Annotated in this window: 29 protein-coding genes; 22 read left to right on the top strand and 7 right to left on the bottom strand. The window is 61.9% G+C overall.

Going from position 1 to position 23,862, the window contains the following annotated elements; all coding sequences use genetic code 11:
- The first annotated feature begins 92 nt into the window (after positions 1-92).
- From HA052_RS16410 to HA052_RS16365, 10 genes are all read left to right on the top strand, one after another.
- Positions 93-941, top strand: a complete 849-nt coding sequence (locus tag HA052_RS16410) for a flagellin N-terminal helical domain-containing protein (protein ID WP_166452694.1) — start codon at positions 93-95, stop codon at positions 939-941.
- A gap of 183 nt (positions 942-1,124) precedes the next feature.
- Positions 1,125-1,973, top strand: coding sequence for a flagellin N-terminal helical domain-containing protein (locus tag HA052_RS16405; RefSeq protein WP_166452693.1), 849 nt, complete (start codon positions 1,125-1,127; stop codon positions 1,971-1,973).
- A 77-nt stretch (positions 1,974-2,050) separates the two neighbouring features.
- Positions 2,051-2,479 (top strand): flagellar protein FlaG, encoded by a 429-nt coding sequence (locus HA052_RS16400; RefSeq protein ID WP_166452692.1) that lies wholly within the window; start codon positions 2,051-2,053, stop codon positions 2,477-2,479.
- Positions 2,480-2,523: 44 nt separating this feature from the next.
- Entirely contained in the window at positions 2,524-3,897 is a 1,374-nt protein-coding gene (gene fliD, locus HA052_RS16395; protein ID WP_166452691.1) for a flagellar filament capping protein FliD, read from the top strand.
- Positions 3,898-3,979: 82 nt separating this feature from the next.
- Positions 3,980-4,405, top strand: coding sequence for a flagellar export chaperone FliS (fliS, locus tag HA052_RS16390; RefSeq protein WP_051002763.1), 426 nt, complete (start codon positions 3,980-3,982; stop codon positions 4,403-4,405).
- Positions 4,402-4,731 (top strand): flagellar protein FliT, encoded by a 330-nt coding sequence (fliT, locus tag HA052_RS16385; RefSeq protein ID WP_166452690.1) that lies wholly within the window; start codon positions 4,402-4,404, stop codon positions 4,729-4,731. Before fliS ends, fliT begins: the two co-directional genes overlap by 4 nt.
- 125 nt (positions 4,732-4,856) lie before the next feature.
- The gene (locus tag HA052_RS16380; RefSeq protein ID WP_081545453.1) at positions 4,857-5,210 is read left to right on the top strand and encodes a DUF2802 domain-containing protein; all 354 of its coding nucleotides are present in this window, start codon (positions 4,857-4,859) and stop codon (positions 5,208-5,210) included.
- Positions 5,207-6,232: a flagellar hook-length control protein FliK gene (gene fliK / locus HA052_RS16375; RefSeq protein ID WP_166452689.1), complete on the top strand. Its 1,026-nt coding sequence runs from the start codon at positions 5,207-5,209 to the stop codon at positions 6,230-6,232. The genes HA052_RS16380 and fliK overlap by 4 nt, the downstream gene beginning before the upstream one ends.
- Positions 6,213-6,554 carry an EscU/YscU/HrcU family type III secretion system export apparatus switch protein gene (locus HA052_RS16370; RefSeq protein WP_019103813.1) on the top strand — a complete coding sequence of 114 codons (342 nt, stop codon included), beginning with the start codon at positions 6,213-6,215 and terminating at the stop codon, positions 6,552-6,554. The genes fliK and HA052_RS16370 overlap by 20 nt, the downstream gene beginning before the upstream one ends.
- A gap of 79 nt (positions 6,555-6,633) precedes the next feature.
- On the top strand, positions 6,634-7,500 hold the full coding sequence (locus HA052_RS16365; RefSeq protein ID WP_166452688.1) for an NAD(P)-dependent oxidoreductase: 867 nt from the start codon (positions 6,634-6,636) through the stop codon (positions 7,498-7,500).
- Between the two features lie 64 nt (positions 7,501-7,564).
- Here HA052_RS16365 and HA052_RS16360 read toward each other — a convergent pair whose 3' ends face one another.
- Together HA052_RS16360 and HA052_RS16355 are read right to left on the bottom strand one after the other, a co-directional pair.
- Entirely contained in the window at positions 7,565-7,834 is a 270-nt protein-coding gene (locus HA052_RS16360; RefSeq protein ID WP_019103810.1) for an HU family DNA-binding protein, read from the bottom strand.
- Between the two features lie 64 nt (positions 7,835-7,898).
- Positions 7,899-8,765, bottom strand: coding sequence for a YicC/YloC family endoribonuclease (locus HA052_RS16355; RefSeq protein ID WP_081545450.1), 867 nt, complete (start codon positions 8,763-8,765; stop codon positions 7,899-7,901).
- Positions 8,766-8,872: 107 nt separating this feature from the next.
- On the opposite strand from HA052_RS16355, the gene HA052_RS16350 reads away from it, so the two are divergent.
- The 3 genes from HA052_RS16350 (at position 8,873) to rph (ending at position 11,496) form a co-directional block, all read left to right on the top strand.
- On the top strand, positions 8,873-9,823 hold the full coding sequence (locus HA052_RS16350; RefSeq protein WP_081545449.1) for a serine/threonine protein kinase: 951 nt from the start codon (positions 8,873-8,875) through the stop codon (positions 9,821-9,823).
- Positions 9,824-9,836: 13 nt separating this feature from the next.
- Positions 9,837-10,718 carry a PP2C family protein-serine/threonine phosphatase gene (locus tag HA052_RS16345; protein WP_081545448.1) on the top strand — a complete coding sequence of 294 codons (882 nt, stop codon included), beginning with the start codon at positions 9,837-9,839 and terminating at the stop codon, positions 10,716-10,718.
- A gap of 61 nt (positions 10,719-10,779) precedes the next feature.
- Positions 10,780-11,496 carry a ribonuclease PH gene (gene rph, locus HA052_RS16340; RefSeq protein WP_081545494.1) on the top strand — a complete coding sequence of 239 codons (717 nt, stop codon included), beginning with the start codon at positions 10,780-10,782 and terminating at the stop codon, positions 11,494-11,496.
- 47 nt (positions 11,497-11,543) lie between these two features.
- Here rph and HA052_RS16335 read toward each other — a convergent pair whose 3' ends face one another.
- The 4 genes from HA052_RS16335 to rstA form a co-directional block, all read right to left on the bottom strand.
- Positions 11,544-12,350, bottom strand: coding sequence for a trypsin-like serine peptidase (locus HA052_RS16335; RefSeq protein WP_166452687.1), 807 nt, complete (start codon positions 12,348-12,350; stop codon positions 11,544-11,546).
- Between the two features lie 89 nt (positions 12,351-12,439).
- On the bottom strand, positions 12,440-13,336 hold the full coding sequence (locus HA052_RS27395; RefSeq protein WP_206118929.1) for a hypothetical protein: 897 nt from the start codon (positions 13,334-13,336) through the stop codon (positions 12,440-12,442).
- A gap of 147 nt (positions 13,337-13,483) precedes the next feature.
- Complete coding sequence (rstB, locus tag HA052_RS16325) at positions 13,484-14,755, bottom strand: two-component system sensor histidine kinase RstB (protein ID WP_019101597.1); 1,272 nt, start codon at positions 14,753-14,755, stop codon at positions 13,484-13,486.
- Positions 14,756-14,761: 6 nt separating this feature from the next.
- Entirely contained in the window at positions 14,762-15,481 is a 720-nt protein-coding gene (gene rstA, locus HA052_RS16320) for a two-component system response regulator RstA (protein ID WP_166452686.1), read from the bottom strand.
- A 207-nt stretch (positions 15,482-15,688) separates the two neighbouring features.
- On the opposite strand from rstA, the gene HA052_RS16315 reads away from it, so the two are divergent.
- Genes HA052_RS16315 through HA052_RS16275 form a run of 9 tightly spaced genes read left to right on the top strand, consistent with a single transcriptional unit; the run spans position 15,689 to position 23,153 of the window.
- Positions 15,689-16,021, top strand: a complete 333-nt coding sequence (locus tag HA052_RS16315) for a glycine dehydrogenase (RefSeq protein WP_166452685.1) — start codon at positions 15,689-15,691, stop codon at positions 16,019-16,021.
- Positions 16,022-16,060: 39 nt separating this feature from the next.
- Positions 16,061-16,423 (top strand): SFCGS family glycine-rich protein, encoded by a 363-nt coding sequence (locus tag HA052_RS16310; protein WP_107800435.1) that lies wholly within the window; start codon positions 16,061-16,063, stop codon positions 16,421-16,423.
- 3 nt (positions 16,424-16,426) lie between these two features.
- Positions 16,427-16,729, top strand: a complete 303-nt coding sequence (locus HA052_RS16305) for a DUF4312 family protein (protein WP_166452684.1) — start codon at positions 16,427-16,429, stop codon at positions 16,727-16,729.
- Positions 16,730-16,764: 35 nt separating this feature from the next.
- Positions 16,765-17,541, top strand: a complete 777-nt coding sequence (locus HA052_RS16300) for a DUF4311 domain-containing protein (protein ID WP_166452683.1) — start codon at positions 16,765-16,767, stop codon at positions 17,539-17,541.
- Between the two features lie 17 nt (positions 17,542-17,558).
- On the top strand, positions 17,559-18,212 hold the full coding sequence (locus tag HA052_RS16295; RefSeq protein ID WP_166452682.1) for a DUF4310 family protein: 654 nt from the start codon (positions 17,559-17,561) through the stop codon (positions 18,210-18,212).
- Between the two features lie 10 nt (positions 18,213-18,222).
- On the top strand, positions 18,223-19,356 hold the full coding sequence (locus tag HA052_RS16290) for an amidohydrolase/deacetylase family metallohydrolase (RefSeq protein WP_166452681.1): 1,134 nt from the start codon (positions 18,223-18,225) through the stop codon (positions 19,354-19,356).
- Entirely contained in the window at positions 19,340-20,458 is a 1,119-nt protein-coding gene (locus HA052_RS16285; protein ID WP_166452680.1) for a DgaE family pyridoxal phosphate-dependent ammonia lyase, read from the top strand. The genes HA052_RS16290 and HA052_RS16285 overlap by 17 nt, the downstream gene beginning before the upstream one ends.
- Positions 20,455-21,189, top strand: coding sequence for a 2-dehydro-3-deoxy-phosphogluconate aldolase (dagF, locus tag HA052_RS16280; protein ID WP_166452679.1), 735 nt, complete (start codon positions 20,455-20,457; stop codon positions 21,187-21,189). The genes HA052_RS16285 and dagF overlap by 4 nt, the downstream gene beginning before the upstream one ends.
- Positions 21,190-21,236: 47 nt before the next feature.
- The gene (locus HA052_RS16275; RefSeq protein WP_166452678.1) at positions 21,237-23,153 is read left to right on the top strand and encodes a BglG family transcription antiterminator; all 1,917 of its coding nucleotides are present in this window, start codon (positions 21,237-21,239) and stop codon (positions 23,151-23,153) included.
- 259 nt (positions 23,154-23,412) lie between these two features.
- On the opposite strand, the gene HA052_RS16270 is transcribed toward HA052_RS16275, so the two are convergent.
- A complete protein-coding gene (locus tag HA052_RS16270) occupies positions 23,413-23,862 on the bottom strand; it encodes a hypothetical protein (protein WP_166452677.1) in 450 nt (149 codons plus the stop codon).

Raw genomic sequence — 23,862 nt, 5'->3', positions numbered from 1 at the left:
CAAGTTTATTAACCTTTAGACGATCTAGTAAGCATGCTGCGCAAATCACGGCGTTCCGCTTGACGCAGTTTTGATCTCTTAAGGGGAATAACATGGCTATTACCGTAAACACCAATATTGCGTCGCTGAACGCGCAGCGCAACCTCGGCAGTTCCAACAACTCGTTGCAGGTCTCTTTGCAGCGTCTGTCTTCCGGCATGCGGGTCAACAGCGCCAAGGATGATGCCGCCGGTCTGGCCATTTCCCAGACCCTGACTTCCGCCATCCGTGGTAACAATCAGGCGATCAAGAACGCCAACGATGGTATCTCGGTTGGTCAGACGGCTGAAGGTGCCTTGGGCCAGCTGGCCAACAATATGCAGCGTATCCGTGAAATTGCGGTACAGGCATCCAACGGTTCAGTCAGCAACACCAACCGTTCACAGCTGCAAAGCGAAGTGGACCAACTGACTCAGGAAATCTCGCGTATCGTTCAGACCACTCAGTTCAACGGCACCAGCCTGTTGTCCGGCGGCTCGGTACTGACCTTCCAGGTGGGCTCGTCCGGCGCGGCGACCAACCAGGTGTCGATTTCCTCCACCGACCTGACCTCGGCCGGCACGTTGAACGCCTACAATTCCAGCCTGACCAATACTGGCACCATTAATGTAACAACTCAGGGCGCGGCTTCCGCTGCTTTGTCGGCACTGGATACGGATATTGCGCAGATATCGAACATCCGCTCGACTTTTGGTGCGGTACAGAACCGATTTGACGCGGTCGTCAACAATCTGCAGAACTACACTGAAAATCTGACTGCGGCTAACAGCCGTATCATCGACGTGGACTTTGCGGCGGAAACCGCTAACCTGACCAAGAACCAGATTCTGCAACAGGCTGGCACTTCGATTCTGAAAAACGCCAACTCGCTGCCGCAATCGGCTCTGACGCTGCTGCAGTAAGTCTTGGATGAACGGGCTCTGGCTGATTGGGCGGGGTCTCGTTCACCGAGGGGCTGGGTCCTAGGCGGGGGCGATGTCGGGGTGGCGGTAAAATTCACGTTCTGGCTGTAAAGTTTATTGCAGCATTGACGATATGGTGAGTAAGCAAGTCGCTTTGCCCAACTGTATCTCAGGAGAACTAACATGGCTATTACCGTCAACACCAACATTGCTTCGCTGAATGCGCAGCGCAACCTCGGCAATTCGAACAACGCGTTGCAGGTCTCTTTGCAGCGCCTGTCTTCCGGCCTGCGCGTGAACAGCGCCAAGGATGACGCCGCAGGTCTGGCGATTTCCCAGACTCTGACCGCCGCTATCCGTGGTAACAACCAGTCGATCAAGAACGCCAACGACGGCATTTCCGTCGGGCAGACCGCTGAAGGCGCCTTGGGCCAGATCGCCAACAACCTGCAGCGTATCCGCGAAATCGCGGTGCAAGCGTCCAACGGCTCGGTGAGCAACACCAACCGTTCGCAGCTGCAAAGCGAAGTGGATCAGCTGACCCAGGAAATCTCGCGTATCGTGCAAACCACTCAGTTCAACGGCACCAGCCTGTTGTCCGGTGGCTCAGTGCTGACCTTCCAGGTGGGCTCGTCCGGCGCGACCAACAACCAAGTTTCCATTTCGTCGACTGACCTGACTTCCGCCGGCGTTTTGAATAGCTACAACTCGAGCTTGACCAATACCGGTACTGTGAGTGTGACCACTCAGGGTGGAGCATCTGGCGCGCTATCGTCGCTGGATGCCGATATCGCTTCGATCTCGAACATCCGGTCCACCTTCGGTGCGGTGCAGAACCGTTTCGATGCGGTAGTGGCCAACTTGCAGAACTACGTGGAAAACCTGACCGCAGCCAACAGCCGTATCGTGGATGTGGACTTCGCGGCGGAAACTGCTAACCTGACCAAGAACCAGATTTTGCAACAGGCCGGCACTTCGATTCTGAAGAACGCCAACTCGCTGCCGCAGTCGGCACTGACCCTGCTGCAATAAGTCTAGAATGATGGTATGAGCCAGCGGCGGCTCCGGTTGGTTGGGCAACCGGAGCTGCGCGCGTCAGGAGAGTTACCATGCAAATACCTTCTTTACAATCACTGCCGATTGCCAACGCGGGCGCTTCCACGCCGCGGCAGCAAACGGTGGAACTGGCGCAGAGTGGGCAAGGGGCCGATAAGGCTGCTTCCGCTTTGCCGGAGAATGCTCAGGCCGTTGCCGCCGCAGGTCAGGCACAGCAACAGCAAGCGCAGAATACCGCGGCCAAGGCAAAACCATCGGTTACCGAACAGTTGCAGTCCTCGCTGAAGCAACTGAACAGCGTGGCCTCGCTGTACAATAACCAGCTGGAGTTCTCAGTGGACAAGGACACTGATTTGCAGGTGGTGAAAGTCGTGGACAAAGAAACTCAGAAGGTGATCCGGCAGATCCCCTCCGAGGATGCAATCCGGATCGCCAAGGCGATCGGCGACTTCAAGGGCATGCTGCTGAAGGACAAAGCTTGAGTCCCGGGAGCGGCTCAACAAAATACACATAAAGGGTGATGAACATGGCAGGGATAACAACATCGGTCGGCTCGCTCGACGTCCAAACCATCGTAAGCCAGCTGATGGCGATCGATTCCCGGCCATTGGTCGCCAGCCAGAAGAAACTGGATGGCTACAACACCCAGCTGAGCGACCTCGGCAAGATAGGATCTGCGTTGTCCGCGCTGCAAAGCGCGATCACCAGTTTGTCTTCCGGGTCGTTTTTGCAAGCGTTCAAGGCCTCGTCCAGCGACTCCTCCATTGCCGGCGTTAGTACTACCAGCGGTGGCGTCAGCGGCACCTATGTCGTCAACGTGGCCAACCTGGCAACCTCCCGGCAACTGGTGTTTGACCAGTTCAACGGTGCAGATATCAAGGACGCGCAAGCGGAAATTACCGGCGCGCCTGATGAGCTAAAGTTCACCATCAACGGCAAGGAACAGACGGTCAAGTTGCGGGATAAGCCCGGCGACAAAGTTACTCTGCAGTCCATTTCCGACAAGATCAACGCCGAGGGCATGGGGGTTAACGCCTCCGTTGTGAAAAACGGCGATAACTATAAGCTGGTGGTAGCGTCGACAGCCTCCGGTACCGACAATAAATTCACCATTAGCGCTGGCGGCACCGACTCAGGTACAACCAGTGGTTCGGCGCTGGCGGGTTTGACGCAAAGTTCGACCGCCGCTAATGAGTCCAAGGATGCTGGCAATGCTGACCTGACCGTGAATGGCGTTCGGGTGTCTTCCGGTAGTAATAAAGTAAGCAATGCGATTCCAGGGGTCGAGCTGGATCTGTACAAAGGTGGGGCCGGCATTTCCACCACGGTGACGCTGAGTCAGGACACCGCTGGCATCGGTAAAAATCTGCAAGGTTTTGTCGACGCGTATAATCAAGTATTAAGTTCGATCAAGGATGCGCGCGCCGGCAGCATGAAGGGCAATGCCTCGATTTTGTCGATTCAGCAAAAGCTGCAGGATGTATTGACCAAATCTATTCCCGGCGTCGACCCGGTCAACTCGTATGCTTACCTGTCCCAGATCGGGATTGCCATTCAAAAGGACGGCACTCTCAAGCTGGACCAGACCAAGTTCAACGATGCTCTGAAAAAAGATCCGACCGCGGTAAAAAATCTATTCGGAAATACCAGCACTACCGGGATTGCGCAGTTGTTGAATAAGGAAATCAATAGCTTGCTAGGCCCCAGTGGCGTTGTGGAAAGCAGCAAGAGTTCGATCAACTCGCGTATCAGCACCGAGAAAGCTTCGCAGGATGCGTTGACTGCCCGGCTTGCTGCGCGGCAGAAACAATATATCCAGCAATACACCGCGTTGAACTCGACATTATCTAAAATGACCGCGGCCACCAATAATCTTAGCGGCCTGATGTCTCAAGTATGAATTTGGTCTCTCGTCATGATTTTACGCTGAGGTCGGATCGGGCTGGAGCGCCCGGTGACCTGGCTCTGCCGGTGGTAACACTATGCTGAACTCCAGAATGTTGAAGCAATTCAACAAGGCTTATGAAAACGACGCCTTGAAGGCCGCGGTATACGGCGCCAGCCCGATTGGGATCGTGGTCATGCTGTACGAGGGCGCAATCAAGGCGATCATGACCGCCAGCATTGCGATCGAAGCTCAGCGCTTTGATGAAAAGGCGCGCATGATTTCGAAGGCGATGGACATCATCGAAGGTCTGCGCATTGCTTTGGATGTCGAGGCCGGCAGCGAGGCCGCCGTCAATCTGAACGAGTTGTACCTCTATATGAAGACGCGTTTGGGGCGGGCCAGCCTCAAGAACGATCTGGAAATCCTGGCTGAAGTACGCGGGTTGTTGGAAACCATTCTTCCCGCTTGGCAGCAGGTTGACCGCAGCCAGCCCGCGGCCAGCGCAGCGGCGGGCGCATGACGGCGGCGACGCGCGCGACGGCCTTGGTTGAGTTGGTGGCGGAACTGGAGGCCTTGACGCCCCAGGTGTCCGCCGCGGTATCCGCCAAAGACTACGAGCGTTTCAGCGCTTTGCAGGCGCAGCAGGAAAAGCTGATGTCGCGGCTGTTGGCTTCGCTGACCCAGGAGGCGCTGTCGGGCCTGGAGGAAACTCAGCGCGACAGGCTGCGCGAACTGGTGCGGCGACGGGAGGAAATCCAGGCCGATCTGGTACAGTGGTCAGAAGCGCTCCGTTCTGAACTGGTGCTGATCAATCAGAATTCCCGGGTGCTCAAGCACTATCGTTGACCGCAAGCCGCCGTGATTGCCCGGCCAGGACGGCGGGGTTGATTTGATGGCGGGTTGGCCTTGGGTTGTTGGAGGTTTCGCCATAAAATTAAGTCACGGCGGAAACTCTTCCATGGGGAACCAAGATGTCCGGCACCTTCTTCCCATACCTGATGGTCGTGCTCTGGCTGATGCTGGCCATGGCGGTAGCGTATGTCTACTGGCGCGTGCTGCGCCTGGAAACCAAACGCGACAGCTTGACCACCATGTATCTCGACCAGCAGCAGCAGCAGATCAGCGCTATGCAGCGGGATATGTCACGCCTATTGTCCCGCGTGGAGCAGCAGGCGCACGGAGATGTCGGACTCAGCCCTTACAACCAGGCTATCGAGATGATACGCCAGGGCCTGACGGCTTCCGAAGTGGCCTCCCGCTGCGGCATTTCCCGCAGCGAGGCCGAGTTGATCGTTTCCCTGTACCGAAATAGTCCCACCTCATGATTCCGTCGATCAATACCGGCGTCTTGCCGGCGCAACAGATCAACCCCTCGCAGTTGTTGGGCGAGGGGGCCAAGCTGTTGCTGGAAACCGCGACGCTGCCGAGTCGCTTGCCTACGCTGTTGCTGGGCGAGCAGGTGACCGCGCGCGTGGCGGATCGGCTGGACAATAACCAGCTGGCGGTATTGATCAAGAATGCGCTGTTTACTCTGAACCTGCCTCAGGGCGCGACGGTAAGCGGGGATACCTTGCAATTGAAGGTGGCGTCCTTGCAGCCGGCGCTGACTTTTCTGTTGCAGGACGGAAGCAAGGAAAGCGCGGAGCAGAACAAGGCCAGCTCGGTGCAGGTGGCTTTGAGTCCGGCTTCCAAGTATCTGACGCACCTGTTGTCCACCCAGACCAGCGACACGGGTAAGCCGGTGCTGGTCAACGCGGCGCAGCAGCCCCCGCCCAAGGTGGCGGAGGATTTGCAGCAGGGGGTGGCCAAGAGCGGGCTGTTTTATGAGTCTCATCTGAAGGACTTCGCCGATGGCCGCACCAGCCTGGCCGAGATCAAGCAGGAGCCGCAGGCCAAGATGAGCCAGGCGCTGGCCAATACCGAGCACGCGGCGGCCAGCGCGCGGCCGCAGGCGCAGGCTCAAGCCCAGGAGTTGGGCAATCTGGTGCAAAGGCAGCTCAACGGCCTGGAAAACCAGCAACTGCAGTTTCAAGGCATGGCCTGGCCCGGCCAGCCCATGCAGATGGTGATCGAGCAGGAAAAGACCGAGGCCGACCGCGAGGGCAATGGCCAGCAGGAGATGCAGGCCTGGTCCACCAACTTATCCTTGAACCTGCCGGCCTTGGGCGGCATGGCGGCGCGCATCCGCCTGGTGGGCCAGACGGTGCAGGTGTCTTTTGCCGCCGAAGACGAACAAGCGGGACAGCTGATCACTCAAAACGCCAGTCGGCTGGAGGCGGGCTTGGCCTCGGCCGGCCTGGCTCTGGCCAGCTTGGTGGTGAAGGACGATGGCTCGGCCGCCGAGTGAGGACAAGCGCCGCTCGGCGGTGGCATTGTCTTACCAGGAGGGTCACCGTTCCCCCAAGGTCGTCGCCAAGGGCTACGGCGAGCTGGCCGAGCGCATCATCGACCGCGCGCGGGAAGCCGGCGTGTTCGTCCATGATTCCCCGGAACTGGTGTCCTTGCTGATGCAGGTGGACCTGGATAAGAACATCCCGCCGGAACTCTACCGCGCGGTGGCCGAGGTGCTGGCCTTCGTCTATTTTCTGGAGCATCACGCCTCCGGCAAGGATTATGAATTCGAGGCCTGGCTGGGCGGGCGCAAGCCGGCGCCCTTGCCCGAGCCCTGATTTCCCTCCGCCGCGCGCTGGCGTTGCGGCGCGCTTCCCCTTATCCTCGATGAATGTCGTTTTCATCGTGGAGTCGCAAATGAAAGTCGGTTATATCGGTCTGGGCATCATGGGCCGTCCCTGCGTATTGAATCTGTTGAAGGCGGGCCACCAGGTGGCGGTATGGGCGCGCAGCCGCGAACGGGCGGAGGATTTGTTGCGGGCCGGCGCTAGCTGGGCTGACAGCCCGGCCGCGCTGGCAGGCCAGGTTGAGCTGCTGATCACCAATGTGTCGGACACCGCGGACGTTGAGCAGGTGTTGCTGGGCGAGGAAGGCGCGGTTCACGGCGCCGGCGCGGGCCTGGTATGCGCCGATATGAGCACCATCGCGCCCAATGGCGCGCGCCGCATTGCGGAGAAGTTGGCGTCTTTCGGCGTGGACTTCCTGGACTGTCCGGTTTCCGGGGGCGAGGTGGGCGCCGTCAACGGCATGCTGACCATCATGGTCGGCGGCAAGGCCGAGGCCCTGGAGCGGGCGCGTCCGGCCTTGCAGGCCATGGGGCAGACCATTACCCATATCGGCGCCAGCGGCGCCGGCCAGGTGGCCAAGGCTTGCAATCAGATCGCGGTTGGCGTCGGGGTTGCCGCGGTGGCGGAAATCATGAAATTGGCCCAAGCCTGCAATGTCGATCCCGCGCCGGTGCGGGCGGCTTTGCTGGGCGGTTTTGCGCAGAGCAAGGTGCTGGATATCCACGGCCAGCGCATGATAGATGACAATTACGCGCCGGGTTTCAAGGCTAAGCTGCACGCCAAGGACATGCGCATTGTGCTGGAGACGGCGCGCGAGCAGGGCATCCGTTTGCCGGAGGCCGAACGGGTGTCGGGCCTGATCGATCAGTTGGTGGCAGAGGGAGAGGGCGAGTTGGATTCGTCGGCGATCGCCCGGCTGATCTGGCGGCAGAACTGAAGCTGCGGACAAAAAAACAGCGAGGCTAGGCCTCGCTGTTTTAGCAGAAGCGCCGGAGGGTGCCTCAGGCGACCTTGTCCTTCAACTGTTTGCTGGGCAGAAACACCACTTTACGCTTGGCGGCGATCTCGATGGTTTCGCCGGTCTTGGGGTTGCGGCCGGTTCGCGCGGCGCTTTCCTTGACTTTGTATTTACCCACCACGGTGGTGATTTCATCGCCCTTGGCCAGCGCGTTTTGCAGCACTTCGTCAAATGCGCCCAATACGCGGAGCACGTCGGCCTTGCTCAGGCCGGATGTTTCCGCCAATGCCGCGATCAGTTCTGCTTTGGTCATGTCTTGGTCTTTCCCTAAGGTCTAGGAACGCTTGCCGTGGCGGCTTTGGCCACCGGCGTCGTGCTTACTCGATATTCTGGATCTGCTCGCGCATCTGTTCAATCAGGACTTTCAGCTCCACCGAGGCTTGGGTGGTTTCGGTGGACACCGATTTGGACCCCAGCGTGTTGGCTTCGCGGTTCAGTTCCTGCATCAGGAAGTCTAGGCGTTTGCCGGATTGGCCGCCGGCCTTCAGGATGCGGCGCACTTCGCTGAGATGGGTGCTGAGGCGGGCCAGTTCTTCATCGACGTCTATTTTCTGAGCGAACAGCGCGAATTCCTGCTTCAGCCGGTCTTCGTCGACATTGCCCAGCGCTTCTTGCAGGCGGCTGGACAGTTTGGACATATGGGCGTCCAGAATGGCCGGCAGCTTGGGTTTGATGGCGACGACGATGGCTTCCATGCCGGTGATGCGTTCTTCCAGCACCACCTTGAGTTTTTCGCCTTCGCGGCCGCGCGAGGCGTTGAAATCCTTCAGCGCCACCGCCAGGCTTTCCGTGCACAGTTGCTGCAGCACTTCCGGCGCCAGTTCGTTGGTTTTCATCACGCCGGGCCAGCGCATCAGTTCGCCCACGGACAGGCCGCGGCTTTCGCCGGTCTGCTCGCGCACTTGCTGCGACACTTCGATCAGCCGCTGCAGCATGGGCTGGTTCAGTTCCAGGGTAGGAGCGGCGCTGTCCACCTGATTGATGCCGACGCGGCATTCCAGCTTGCCGCGGCTGACTTTGGCGGAAATCAGTTCGCGCAATTGCGGCTCGATCACGCGCAATTCTTCCGGCAAGCGCATTTGCAGATCAAGGTAACGGTGGTTGACCGAGCGAATTTCTAGGCTAAGCAAGCCGCCGGGAAATTCCCTGCTGCTTGCGGCAAAGCCTGTCATACTTAAAATCATCAGACACCCCCTTAGATGAGCGGATTGTTTACATTCTCAAGGCTGGGCCCGAATTGCTTTGCTAAGCTCAATCCAAGGCCTGCGGACACTATAACAACTGACACCTCATGACTCAATCGAACCAGCAGACAGCTCTGCCGGCCGGCTCCCGGCTGGGGGAGTACACGATTGTCCGCCAACTTTCAGTGGGCGGATTCAGCGTTGTCTATCTGGCCTTGGACGATCAGGACAATAAGTTTGCGATCAAGGAGTACTTGCCGCGCAATCTGGCGCTGCGGGACGAGGATGGCCATGTGACGGTGCCGCACGAGCTGGATAGGGAGGCTTTCAACCTGGGCTTGAAGTGTTTCTTCGAGGAAGGACGGATTCTTTCCGGCATTTCCCACCCCACCGTGGTGCGCGTCATCAACTTCTTCCGTGCGAATCAGACGGTTTATATGGTGATGGAGTACGCCGACGGTCGTTCGCTGGTGCGCGAGCTGGAGCTGGCCGGCGGCCGGTTGGACGAGCGGCGTTTGCGCAAATGGTTCGCCGCGCTCTTGTCCGGGCTGCGCGAAGTTCATCTGCAGCGCCTGCTGCACCTGGACATCAAGCCGGCCAATATCTATTTGCGCCGCAACGGCGCGCCGCTATTGCTGGATTTTGGCGCGGCCAGGCAGACTTTGTCTCGCCGCGACAAACATTTCGCCTCGATGTACACCCCCGGTTTCGCCGCGCCCGAGCAGTATGAGAAAGACGCGCCGCTCGGGCCCTGGACCGACATCTACGCCTTGGGCGCCTGTCTTTACGCCTGCATGGGCGGCGGTACGCCGCAGATTTCCAAGGAGCGCAAGGAAAGCGACAGGCTGACGCCGGCGAGCAAGGCGTTTCGTCATTTGTATTCCCGCGAGTTGCTGGAGTTGACCGACCAGTGCCTGGCGCTGTCTCCGGAAGAGAGGCCGGCCACCGTGCCGGGGCTGCAAAAGCGTCTGATGGCGGAAGAGTACAGTCCGCCGGAAGAACTGGCGGGCAGCAAGTGGGTGGGATGGATAAAAAACCTGACTGGCGGACGCTCATGATGAGGGGATCGGCATGAAACTATCCATCTATCAGGAAAGCCGAATCGGCGGGCGAGCGTACAACCAGGACAGGCTGGTGATCGCGCACTCTCGCGACGCCGTGATGCTGGCGGTGGCGGACGGCATGGGCGGGCATTTGCGCGGCGAAGTGGCGGCGCAGATCACGGTGGATCTGCTCAGCGAGCTGTTCTACCAGCAAGCCACGCCGACGCTGACGCATCCCAATCGCTTTCTCGTCAACGCGGTCAGCACCGCGCATCAAGTCATTCTCGATTACGCCGCCGACCACCGGCTGCCGGAGGTGCCGAGCACCACGGTGGTGGCCGCCATCATCCAGCAAGGCCAGTTGTACTGGTGTCATGTCGGCGATTCCCGGCTCTATCTGTTGGATGATAAGGGCCTGCGGCTGCGTTCGCGAGACCACTCCCAGGTGCAGCGCCTGATCGATCAGGGCCAGTTGAGCGAGGACGCCGCCAAGGTGCATCCGGAGCGCCACAAGATCTACAACTGTCTGGGCGCGGCTAGTGATCCGGACATCGACGTCGGCGAGAAACAGAGCGTGGGCGCGGGTTGCTCCATCCTGCTGTGTTCAGACGGCCTGTGGTCGCAAGTCATGGACCCGGAGCTGGAAAAAGTGTTTGTCCGTCGCAACGTCAGCCAGGTCTTGCCGGCGTTGATGAACGTGGCGGAGCGCCGCGCCGGCGCCGGCGGGGACAATCTGTCCGCGGCGGCGGTCACCTTGCTGGACGAGACACAGGATTACGGCGAGCGCGAGGACGTGCTGGACACGGAAACGGCGACGCCGCGCCAGATGGGGCGGATGATTCTGGATTCCAATCTGGAGACCATGCATCAGGAGATTCTGGCCAGCCGGGTGGCGGGCAAGCGCGACTAAGCGCCGTCGTCGGTGACGACTGATATAATCGTCGGCATTTACCGTTCTGGACGATGACATGATGCGACCTTCCCAACGCCCCGCCGATGCTCTACGCACGGTGCGGATCAGCCGCCATTACCTCAAGCACGCCGAAGGCTCGGTGTTGATCGAGTTCGGCGATACCAAGGTGATTTGCACTGCCAGCGTGGACGACGGCGTGCCGGGCTTCCTGAAGGGCAAGGGCCGCGGCTGGGTAACGGCCGAGTACGGCATGCTGCCGCGTTCCACCGGCTCCCGCATGCGGCGCGAGTCTTCCGCCGGCAAGCAGTCCGGTCGCACTCAGGAGATCCAGCGCCTGATCGGCCGTTCGCTGCGCGCGGTGGTGGATCTGGAGAAGCTGGGGGAGCGCCAGATCCAGATTGATTGCGATGTGATCCAGGCCGACGGCGGCACCCGCACCGCCAGCATCACCGGCGCTTATGTGGCCTTGGCCGACGCGATCGGCCTGCTGCTGCGCGAGGGCAAGCTGAGCGAGAACCCGCTGCGCGACCAGGTAGCCGCCATTTCGGTAGGGCTGTACCAGGGCGTGCCGGTCTTGGATCTGGATTATGCGGAAGACTCCAACTGCGACACCGATATGAATGTGGTGATGACCGGCGATGGCCGTTTCGTCGAAGTGCAGGGCACGGCTGAAGGCGAACCGTTTGGCGATCAAGAGTTGCAGGCGATGTTGGGCCTGGCGCGAGCTGGAATCGGCGAACTGGTAGCTTTGCAGCGCCAGGTGCTGGCGGAGTGAAGACTTAAGCTCTGTTCAATAAAAAAGCCCCGGAAACGGGGCTTTTTTCATGGCTTGGCGCTCTTGCGTATGAACTGCTGCAGCGCATCGTAGAACATCGGCGCGCTGACGCTCATATTGTCTTCTTGTTTGCGTCGCGCGGCGACGGGGGCGGAGCTTTGCACCGCGACGATGACCGGCTGTCCCGGTCCCATCACGAAGACCGGCGAGCCGCTATTGCCCTCCAGGGTGTCGCAGCGGTGGGTCAGGCGGCCGTCCGGGCGCAGCTTGGTCGCCTTGCAGGCGTTGTGCACCAGCAGGTGTTTCTGATCGTCGATGGGGTAGCCGCCCTGGGTCAGCGTCCAGCTCCGCTGGTTCAGCAATTCGCGCAACTGCTTGGCGTTGCCGCTGAAGACCGGCAACACGCCCTGGGTGTCGCCCAGCGGGGTGGCCAGGCGGACGAAGGCGAAGTCGCGCGGCGCGATGCGCGGCGGGATGTAGAGGCCGTCGGCGCGGCGGTCCAGGCCTTTGAGGAAGCTCTTGTCCACCTGCACTTCCAGGATTTTGCTGCGGGCGGTGTATTCGTCGCCCCACAGGCCGACGGTGAAGCTGACCGCCGGATCGAAACGGCCTTTCTCGTCAACAAAGCAATGGCCTGCGGTCAGCACCACGTCGCGGGCCACCAGCGCGCCGGTGCAAATGGTGCGGGAGCGAGTTTGCAATTGCCCTACCGCAAGCCAGGGTTGATGGTCGGGGCGGGTGCGGACGCGATCGTCCTGGCCGAAGAACAGGATTTTGTGTTCCGCGGAGAGTTTGGGGGCGGCGGAAGCCAGCGGCGCCAGCAGCAGGCTGAGGACAAGCAGGGGGAGTTTCATCGAGTGTGGCCTTGCAAATGAAAACGGGGCGCCGAAGCGCCCCGAATTATGTGCGATTGCCGGAGGTGCCGGCAATGCTCGCTACCTGATTACTTGGCAGCGGAAGCAGCTTTTTTGGAAGCTTTCTTCTCGGCTTTCTTGGCCGGAGCGGAAGCTTCTTTCTTAGCGGCTTGGGCTTTCTGAGCAGCGGAAGCCTCTTTCTTGGCTACGTGCTTTTTGTGCTTTTTAGCGGCTTTTTTGGCCGGGGCGGAAGCGTCGGCTTTAGCGGCCTGGGCTTTCTGAGCAGCGGAAGCTTCTTTCTTAGCAGCGTGCTTTTTGTGCTTTTTAGCGGCTTTTTTAGCCGGAGCGGAAGCGTCGGCTTTAGCGGCTTGAGCTTTCTGAGCAGCGGAAGCTTCTTTCTTAGCTACGTGCTTTTTGGCTTTTTTGGCTTTTTTCGGAGCGGAAGCGTCGGCCTTGGCGGCTTGGGCTTTCTGAGCGGCGGAAGCTTCTTTCTTAGCTACGTGCTTCTTGGCTTTTTTAGCTTTCGGAGCGGAAGCGTCGGCCTTGGCGGCTTGGGCTTTCTGAGCGGCGGAAGCTTCTTTCTTGGCGTGCTTCTTGGCTTTTTTAGCTTTCGGAGCGGAAGCGTCGGCCTTGGCGGCTTGAGCTTTCTGAGCGGCGGAAGCTTCTTTCTTGGCTACGTGCTTCTTGGCTTTTTTAGCTTTCGGAGCGGAAGCTTCGGCTTTGGCGGCTTGAGCTTTCTGAGCTGCGGAAGCTTCTTTCTTAGCTACGTGCTTCTTGGCTTTTTTAGCCTTCGGAGCGGAAGCTTCGGCTTTGGCGGCCTGAGCTTTTTGAGTAGCGGAAGCTTCTTTCTTCGCTACTTTTTTCTCGGCTTTTTTAGCCTTGTGGATCGCAACCGGAGCGGAAGCGGCAGCTTTTTCAGCGGCGAAGCCGTTAACGGACACCAGGCTGAAAGCAGCGGTCAGAGCAAGCAGAGCCAGCTTTTTCATTTATGAAACTCCTAAGTTTCTTGGATTGGTATGAAAGTGGACACATAGTCCTTTTCAGGCCGAAATGCTAACCATGACAAGGGGCTGAGTCTATGCTCTCTGTGTATCCCAATGTTACGGAATGTACATGCAGGGCGGCGGCGAGGTTCAGATCGGCCAGCGGAACAGGAAGCGCGCGCCGCCCAGCGGCGAGCTTTCCACTTTGACTTCGCCTCGGTGGGCGCGGGCGATGCCGGCGACGATGGCCAGGCCCAGACCATGGCCGCCGGTTTTGCGGCCGCGGCTTTCGTCCAGCCGCACGAAGGCGTCGAATACCCGGCTGCGGTCCTGTTCGGGGATGCCGGGGCCGTCGTCGTCCACCATGATGATGCAGTGGCGCTGCTCGACGATGATGCTGGTTTGCACCAGGCGGTTGGCGTGGCGGCGGGCGTTGGACAGGAAGTTGTCCAGCACCCGGGTCAGCAGGTGTTCGTCGGCGGTGATGGCCAGGCTGGCGCCGGCCGGCTCCAGCCATTGAATGTCCTGCGTCAACGCGGCTTGGCCGGCGATGCGGTCCTTGGCCCAGGGAATGGCGTCGAAGCTGCTGAGCTTCAGAGGCGCTTCCGGCCGGTCCAGCCGCGCGTGCAGCAGCAACTCCTCCACCAGCTTGTCGATGGCGGACAGGTCGCGCTCGATCGCCTGCCGCTCCGGGCTGCTTTCGTCGCCTTCCAGCAGCGCCATCCGGTAGCGCAGTCGCGCCAGCGGCGTGCGCAGCTCATGGGCCACGGCGTTGGTCAGCGTTTTCTTGCTATTGATCAGCGCGGCGATATTGTCGGCCATGTGGTTGAAGGCGACGCCCAGCTGGCTGACGCCGGAGCGAGGCGGCAGGTCGACGCGGGCGGACAGGTTGCCGCTGGCCAGCTTGCCGGCGGTCTGTTCCAGAGCCACCAGGTCGCGCCAGTGCGGGCGCATCCACAGGAAAACCGGGATCGCCAGCGACAGGCCGATGAAGCCCAGCAGCGCGTAGTCGAACCATTTGAGCTGATGCAGGAAAAAGAGATAGCGCAGCGGGCCGGCCACCAAGAGGTAGTTGCTGTCCTCCAGTTTTTGCAGGAATACATATTTGTCTTCCAACATCACGATTTCGCCGCGGTCCAGCGCCTGCTTGGATTCGTCGTCCAGCAGATAGCTGCTCATCTTTTCCACTTTGACGCGGAAGGTGAAGCCGTGGTCGGAGTTGGCCAGCGTTTCGCTCCAGCGGTCTTCCGGCACGCCGCGCAAATCGGCCTCGATCAGCGACAGCGTGGTACGCAGCAGGTCGGACAGATAGCGCTCGCCCACATCGTCCACCGCCTGTTTGTAGACCGCGCCCACCAAGACCACTGCCACCAGGAAACAGGTCATCAGCAGCAGGTAGAACTGGATGAACAATCGGCGCATGCGCGCTTACTCCCAGCCAGACAAGGAGAACAGATAGCCGCGGTTGCGCACCGTCTTGATGCGGAACGGCTCGCTGGGGTTGTCGCCCAGTTTTTTGCGCAGCCGCGAGATGGCCACGTCTATGCTGCGGTCCAGTCCGTCGTAGCTGACGCCGCGCATTTCCTTGAGCAGGATGTCGCGGTTCAGGGTTTCGCCGGCGTGGCTGGCCAGCAACCACAGCAGATCGAAGTCCGAGGTGGACAGCGGAATCTTCTCGTTGGCCAGCGTCACGTCGCGGCTGATCGGGTCTATCGCCAACTGACCGAACACCACTTTCCGGGTGCCCGGTTTGGGCGGGGCGGCGTCGGCGTTGGCCTGAGCGGGCCGCAGATTGCGCAATTGGGCGCGCAGCCGCGCCACCAGCACCGAGGGCGGCGTGGTTTTCAGGATGTAGTCGTTGGCGCCCAGTTCCAGGCCCAGGATCTGGTTCATATCGCTGTCCAGCGAGGTCAGCATGATAATGGGGCCGTCGAATTTGGGGCGCAGCTCGCGGCAGATGGAGAGACCGTCCTTGCCGGGCAGCATGATGTCCAGCAGCACCAGATCCGGCGCTTCGCGGGCTATGGTGTCCAGCGCGGCGTCGCCGCGCGGCTCCACCACCACGTCCATTTCATGACGGGACAGGAAGTCGCTGATCAGCTCGGCCAGGTCGGCGTCGTCTTCTACAAACACGATGCGGTGAGTCATGCCTTGCATCCATCTATTCAGTGGTCAATCCGCGAAGTATCGCCCGAGCCGCCGCGCGCTTCAACTGCAAGCACGGTCAGGACCGCCTTGTTCCCGCCCGGCGAGCAGGCTATTTCCGTTTCGAAGCGGAAAATCCACCGGTCCACAGTTGCCGGCGCCTTGATTACAGTTTCCCGACATCGCCAACCGTTTTGCAAAGGAAACCCCATGAACGATCAAGTCCGTCCCATCGCCGTTGACCAGGCCGCTATCCGCCGTCTGGCGGACCAGGTTTTGGGGCAGATTCCCGCCTTGCTGGACGCGGCCGGCAAGTCTCTGACCGAGGTTCAGCAGCAGAAGCTGGATTCGCACGTGCTGGCGATGGCGCGCCGCTCGCTGACCGGCGAAGGGCTGCCGGATTTCGACAAGAGCCTGTTCGACGAGATCTCGGACACCACGCGGCGGCTGTCCGCCGCGGTGGTGGCCCTGTTCGGCAATCTGCCGGAAGAGGAAGCGCTGCTGCTGTCCATTCATTTCGAGATGGCCAAGAACAAGGCCTGAAGTCCGCCGTGCATAGATAGAGAGATAGAGGAGAAGACAATGACGCAGATAACCGTAGTGATTGGCGACCGTCTGGGCAAGGGACAGAAAGTGGGCGCGGGCGCGGAGGCCGCCGGCGCGCGCGCGGTGGTGATCGCGGGCATGGCCGCGGATATGAAGCTGGGCGACGTGATGCAGGCGGAGGGCGCGCAGCTGGGCATTTCCTTCTGCGGCAGCGGCGGCGCCGGCGCTATCACCGCGCAGACCAAGTACGGCTACAAGGCCAAGTACGGCATGCGTTCGGTGGAGGAGGGCGTGACCGCGATCGAGGAGGGCTACACCGTGCTCGGCTTCGGCTTCATGGACAAGGAAGAGCTGGGGCAGCGGCTGGTGGCGGCCTATCAGAAGAAATACGGCGGCTGAGCGATGCAAAGGCGTTTCGAGTCCAGCGTGACGGTCAGCGGCCGTGGCGACAGCAAGGCGCAGGCTTGCGCCGACGCCTTGTCCGGCGTGCAGCGCGCGGTGACGGCGGCAGGCCATCCGGTGCTGTTGCGCATCGAGCCCATGCGGGTGACGGTGGTCGCGGCGGAGGAGATCCGCCGCCGCGAGCGCTTTTTGTTCTTCTTTCTGCCGAGGGACAGGCTCAGCTACGCCGTCACGCTGGAGGTGGAGGTCAGCGTGACGGCGCTGGATATCGAGGCCTTGCCCTTCGTCGCGCGCCAAGCTTAGGCGCCGGCTGTCGTTTCATACCAGAGGAGGAAGCCATGCTTCTGATCATTCTTCTCAAGTCGCTGTTGATAGGCGGTCTGGTCGGCGTCGCGGTGGGCGCCGGCGCGGCTCGCATGTTCCACGCGCCGACTTCCCAGGGCATGGGCGCCTTCCGCACCCTGGGCGAGCTCAATTCCTGCGAGGGCGATCCGGCCTCGCATTTTTCCTTCGGCCTGGGCTTCTTCTTCAACGCCTGGGCCTCGTCGGTGGCCGCCGGCGCCTTCACCCAGGACATCGATCACCGGGTGATCCCGCATTGGGGCGCGGCGGCGCTGCTGGCGCGCAACCGCAACCTGGCGGAGACCCTGCACAACCCGCGCAAGATGGCCTTGGTGTGCGGGGTGATAGGCATGCTGCTGGTGGCCTTCCTGAACACCACCGCTTCGGCGGTGCCGGCTTCGCTGCAAATCACCGCGGTCAAGGTCTTGGTGCCCGCGGCCAATCTGCTGGTCAACACCGTGATGCCGGTGATTTTCTGGCTGGCGGCGATTGAGGCTGGCCGGCGTTCCGGTCTGTGGGGCACGGTGTTCGGCGGCCTGGCCCAGCTGATCATGGGCAATGCGGTGCCGGGCCTGGTGCTGGGCATTCTGATCGGCAAGGGCGTGGACGAGGGCGGTTGGAACAAGGTCACCAAGTTGATGATGGCGGCCATCGTGGCCTTGTTCGCGCTCAGCGCCTTCTTCCGGGGCTTTGATCTGAAGCTGCTGAGCAGCTTCCACTTGAACGCCCCGTCCTGGCTGGAACTGCTGCACGCCGCCGTGCGCGGCGCTTGAGGTTGAAGGAGAGAATGATGACTGAACAAGCACAAACCGGGGGTTTCTGGCTGGCGGACTGGTCGTTCCCGCTACTGGTGGGGCTGTTGTCCGCCGGCGTTTTCGCCGGCACGCATATGTATTACGTCTACGGCATCGGCGCTTTCAACGAGGTGGCTTTCGTCTCGATGCTGCGAGCCGGCATGGATACCGGCGTTTACGGCGCGGTGGCGGCCTTTGGCGCCAGCTTCCTGTTCGCCCGGGTGATAGAAGGCTCGCTGGTGGGCATTCTGGACATCGGCGGCGCCATCATGACCGGCGTCGGCCTCGGCATTCCGGCAATGTTCCTTGGCGCGGGGATCCTATTCCCGGTGGAAAACTTCGGCGCGGCGCTGGCTACCGGGCTGGTCATCGGCCTGCTGATAGGCGCGGTGATCGTCTTCGCGCGCAAATTCACCATCAATCAGGGCAACTCCACTTACGGCGCCGACGTGATGATGGGCGCGGGCAACTCCTCCGGCCGCTTCCTCGGCCCGCTGATCATCCTGTCGGCGATGGCGGCGTCGATCCCCATCGGCGTCGGCTCGCTGCTGGGCGCGCTGGTCTTCTATCTGTGGGGCAAGCCCATCACCGGCGGCGCCATCCTGGGCGCGATGCTGCTGGGCACGCTGTTCCCGGTGGCGATTGCCTGAGGAGGCGGCGATGGATGATTTGCTGATCAAGGACGCTTTGCTGGCCGACGGCTCGGTAATGGACATTGCGATCCGTCACGGCAAGATCGCCGGGCTGGGGCGGCTGGACGGCCCGGCCCGGCGCACGCTGCGGCTGGACGGACGCTGGCGGCTCAGCGCCGGCTGGATAGACGGCCATGTGCATTGCAACCCGGCCTCGCCGATTTATCACGACGAGCCGGATCAGGTGGGCGTGGCCGGCGGGGTCACCACGGTGGTGGACGCCGGCAGCGTAGGGGCCGACGACGTCGCCGCCTTCCGCGAGCTGGCCGGCGCTTGCCGCACCGATGTGCGCGCCTTGCTGAACATCTCGCGCATCGGCCTCGTCACCCAGCATGAATTGGCCAATCTGGACGACGTCGACGTGGCGCTGGCCGGCGCGGCCATCCGCGCGCATCGCGATTTCATCGTCGGCATCAAGGCGCGGCTCAGCGGCAGCGTGGTCGGCGCCAACGGCGTCGCGCCGCTGGCGCGGGCCAAGGAGATACAGCGGCGCTTCGGGCCGCTGCCCTTGATGGTGCACATCGGCAACACCCCGCCGTCGCTGGACGAGATCGCCGAATGGCTGGAGCCGGGCGACATCGTCACCCACTGCTTCAACGGCAAGCCCAACCGCATCCTGGACGCCGCCGGCGCGCTGCGCGCCTCGGTGCGGGCGGCGATCGAGCGCGGCGTGTTGCTGGACGTCGGCCACGGCAGCGCCAGCTTCAGTTTCCGCGTGGCGCGCGAAGCCATGGCGCTTGGGGTGTACCCGGACATCATCAGCTCGGACATCTATTGCCGCAACCGCGTTAGCGGGCCGGTGTTCGGCCTGGCGGCGGTAATGTCCAAATTCCTGAGCCTGGGCATGCCGCTGGAGAGGGTGCTGGACTGTGTGACCCGGCGGCCGGCCGAGGCGCTGCGGCTCAGCGGCAAAGGCCGGCTGGAAGTGGGTGCGGACGCCGATCTCACCATTTTCGACATCGAAACCGCGCCGCGGCCGCTGAGCGACAGCGAGGGCGACACGCTGACTGGTGTGCGTAACCTGGCGCCGCTGGCGGCGGTGGCGGGCGGCGTCTTGCTGCCCACCGAACAAGGAAAGGCTTGTCATGTCTTCGATCTATGAGCGGTACCTGCTGCGGCCGGTGATCAACGCCTCCGGCCGCATGACCATGCTGGGCGTGTCCACGCCGGCGCCGGAAGTGACGGGGGCGGTGGCGCAGGGCCTGGGCCAGTATTTCGAGATGAAGGATTTGGTCGACAAAACCGGCGACTACATTGCCCGCTTGCTGGAGGTGGAGGCCGCCACCGTGGTGTCCTGCGCCTCCGCCGGCATCGCTCAGTCCGTGGCCGCGGTCATCGTCCGCGACGATCCGCGCCTGCTGGTGAACCTGCACGCGCAGCCAGTCAACGGACCGCGTGAAATCGTGCTGCCCAAGGGGCACAACGTCAATTTCGGCGCGCCGGTCGGCACCATGGTGGCGCTGGGCGGCGGCCAGGTGGTGGAAGCCGGCTGGGGCAATGAGTGCTCGGCCGCGCAGCTGGAGGCCGCGGTCGGCCCCGGCACCGCCGCCATCCTCTATATCAAGTCCCACCACGCCTTGCAGAAAAGCGTGCTCGGCGTGGCCGAGGCCGCCGAGGTGGCGCGCCGCCGGAAGGTGCCGCTGATCGTCGACGCCGCCGCGGAGGAGGACTTGCGCGAGTATTACCGGCTGGGCGCGGACCTGGTGATCTACAGCGGGGCCAAGGCGATCGAGGGGCCGACCAGCGGCCTGGTCTTGGGCCGCCGGCAGTATGTGGAATGGGTCAAACTGCAAAGCCAGGGCATAGGCCGGGCGATGAAGGTGGGCAAGGAGGGCATTCTGGGCCTGACGTGCGCGATAGAACGCTATCTGAAGCAGGACAAGGAAAGCGGGGCGGCGATGGCGGAGCGGCTGCAGCCCTTCATCGCCGGGCTGAACCAACTGGCCGGCGTCAGCGCGCGCCTGGTCTGGGACGCCGCCGGCCGCGACATCGCCCGCGCCGAGATCGCTTTTGACGCCGCCGTGTCCGGCGTCAGCGCGGAGGCCGCCGCCGCCGCGCTGAAACAGGGCGACATCGCCATTTATTTCCGGGAATACCGGGCTAACGAGGGCAAGCTGGAGGTGGACGCGCGCAGCGTGGACGCCGCCCAGCTGGAACAGATCGGCGCGCGCATCCGCCGCTTGCTGACGGGAGAACAAGCATGAAACTGGAACCCCATTTTTATCAAGACCGCGTTTGCTTGAATGTACTGGCTGGAAGCAAGCACAATGCCCGTCAGATTCATCAGGCGGCGGAAGGCCATGTGCTGGTGGGCGTGCTGTCGAAAAACTACGCCGACGTGGACAGCGCGGTGGCGGACATGCGCGAGTACGCGGCCTTGATCGACAATGCCTTGTCGGTGGGGCTGGGCGCCGGCGATCCGCGCCAGTCCGAGATGGTCAGCGCCATTGTCGGCCAAGTGCAGCCGCAGCACGTCAATCAGGTGTTCACCGGCGTCGGCGCCAGCCGCGCGCTGCTGGGCCAGACGCGTACCGTGGTCAATGGTCTGGTTTCGCCCAGCGGCATTCCTGGCCTGGTGAAGGTGTCCACCGGTCCGCTCAGCGCGGAAGCGCCGGTTTGCGCGGCGCCGGTGGACACCGCCATCGCCATGCTCAAGGATATGGGCGGCAGCTCCATCAAGTACTTCCCCATGGGCGGGCTGGATTGCCGCGACGAGTATCTGGCGGTGGCGGAGGCCTGCGCGCGCCATGATTTCTGGTTGGAGCCCACCGGCGGCATCACGTTGGAGAATTTCAGCGAGATCGTCCGCCTGGCGCTGGAGGCCGGCGTACCCAAGGTGATTCCGCATGTGTACAGTTCCATCATCGACGCGAACGGAGAAACCCGGCCGGGCGACGTTGAGCGGCTGTTGTCGATGGTGAAAGCCTTGTTGTAGACGTGTCCGGGGAGGCCGGGCGCGGATGGGTTTAAAGAAAGAGGCTCATGGTCAAATTCCCCTATCAGCGGCTGGCCCAGGCCTTTGCCGCCCTGCAGGCGGAAGCGCTGCCGCAGGAAGAGCTGGCGCGTCGGCTGGCGGTGTCCACCCGCACCGTGCGCAACGACATCGACGCGCTCAACGCCATTCTGGCCGAGCACGGCGCGCGCTTCGTGCTCAAGCGCGGCGAGGGCTACCGGCTGCAGGCCGACGACCCGGAACGCTTCCAGCGGGTGCGGCCGCAGGCCGGCTCCGGCCGCGCCATCCCGCGGCAGGCCGTCGAGCGGGTGCACTACCTGCTGGCTCAATTTCTAGGCTCCGCCTACGCCTTGAAGCTGCAAGATCTGGCCGATGCCTGGTGCGTCAGCCGCGCCACCTTGCAGACGGATATGGCCGAGGTGCGAGAGCGTCTGGCGGCTTACGGTCTGAGCATAGAGGCCAAGCCGCACTACGGCATGAAGCTGCTGGGCGCGGAATCCTCCATCCGCGTCTGTCTTAGCGATCTCTTGGCGCAACTGGCGGCGGAGCGGCCGGACCATCCGCTGTTGAGCGCGGACCCGGTTCTGGCCGACGCGCTGGCGACGGTACGCGCCGGCCTGCCGGGCTGTTTGAGCCGCGCCGGCATCCGTCTCAGCGACGACGGCGCTCAGTTCCTGACCTTTTATTGCGCGGTGGCGGCCAAGCGCATCGTTGATGGTTTCCCTCTGCAGGACTTTTGCGGCGAGGAGACGCTGCCGGCGGTGGATCAGGCCGCCACGCATATCGTCGGCCTGCTGAGGCGCATGAGCGGAGTGGAAATCGCCGTCGCCGAGCGGGCCTTTCTCTGCGTCAACATCGCCGCGCGCAGCCTGACCGGCATGTTGCCCAGCGCGATCAACGCCGACGACGCCGACGCCTTGGTCTGCTACATCCTCGACTACATCAACCGCCATTACCGTTACGATCTGCGCGCCGACCGGCAATTGCGAGAGGATCTGATCACCCACGTCAAAACCATGATCACCCGGGTGCGCTACCAGATCAATCTGCCCAATCCGGTGCTGGCCGACATCAAGCAGCATTACGCGCTGGCCTACGATTTCACGCTGGCGGCGGTGTCTAGCTGGGCCAAGCACTCGCCGTACCGGATCTCGGAGAACGAGATCGGCTATCTGGTGCTGCATATCGGCGTGGGCTTGGAGCGCCATTACCAGATCGGCTATCTGCGCCGGCCGCAGGCCCTGCTGGTGTGCGACGGCGGCAACGCCACGCTGCGCACCTTGGAAGCGGTGCTGCGGCGCCGTTTCCCGCAGTTGGAGGTATGCGCCTCCTTGTCCTGTCAGGAATACGAGGCGCTGGAGCATGTGAGCGCGGATTTCGTGGTCTCCACGGTGCGCTTGGAGGACAAGCGCAAGCCGGTGGCGCTGCTGTCGCCGTTTCCGTCGGATTACCAGTTGGAGCAATTGGCGCGGCTGGTGGCGGTGGACCGTACCCGGCCTTATATGTTGGAACGCTATTTTTCCGCCCAGCATTTCTGGGTGGCGGAAGCGGGGCTGAGCCAGCAGGCGCTGTTCGAGCGTGTTTGCGGGCAGTTGCGCGAGGAGGGCTATGTCGACGCCGATTTTCTGCCTTCGGTGCGCGAGCGCGAGGACATCCTCAGCACCATGCTGGGCGACGGCATCGCCTTACCGCACTCGCTGGGCTTGCTGGCGCGCAAGACCACGGTGTGCACCATCATCGCGCCGCATGGCATCGCCTGGGGGGAGGGCGGCGTGGCGAGGGTGATTTTCCTGCTGGCGATCAGCAAGACCGAGTACGAGGAAGCGATGGCGATCTACGAATTGTTCGTTTCCTTCATGCGCCAGCGCGCCGGCGCCCGGCTGGTGGAAAGCCGCAGCTTCGAAGCGTTTCTGCGCAATGCCTTGCTATGCCTGCCTGAGTCCTGAGCCACGCGGGAAGCGCTTTTCCCGCGGCTGTCAATCCATATGGTTTGGTTTATGTTTTTGTTGCGATTTGTGTTGAATCGCGTTGTTTTTGTGCACCGCAAAGGGGGGAGTTCCGGCTTTTTTGTAACAGTTTGAAACTGTGTATATGTTCGAGTATTTACTTCATGCTTTCGTTCTAGATCACGCCATGTCTGAGCATGGGCGATATTTTCGTCATTGATCTGTAACAAGCTCTCTGGATTTACCCCGCGAGCGGCCGTTAACCTGGATCAAATTTGCCCTTGAAACTTGGGGGCGAACTGTTTTTAATAGCGCCGCCTGGCTTCACAACCGGGATGCTCCCGCCGCTTTCTGCGCCGTCCAGGGCTGCTTGCCTACTGGAAGACGCGTCTCTGCCCGAGGGTTCGCCGGCTGTCAGCGTTGTGATGTCCCAGCAGGAGAAGGCCGGCTGTCGCCGCTCTCCTGTCGCGTCATCCACTCGGAGCGATTCGCGTCGCCCCTGTCGATTGATCATGCCGACCTTTCGATTTTGATCAGCTCGCGCTGCGAGTTCCGCATTGCTTTTTATTATGACTTTGGCATTTGCATGGCCATCGGCCGCGCAAGGGCTTGCTGTTGCCGTCCGGCCATGAGCCGGGCCTGGATTACCGCCGCCGGGGCCGATGGCGCGCAGCCGTTCGCGCCCGGGCGAGATAACAAGAATGTTCAA

It is taken from the genome of Chromobacterium fluminis, from assembly GCF_011602385.1.
Lineage (GTDB): Bacteria > Pseudomonadota > Gammaproteobacteria > Burkholderiales > Chromobacteriaceae > Chromobacterium > Chromobacterium fluminis.
The sequence above is the reverse complement of the archived record's forward strand: the minus strand, read 5'-3'. Positions and strand labels throughout refer to the sequence as shown.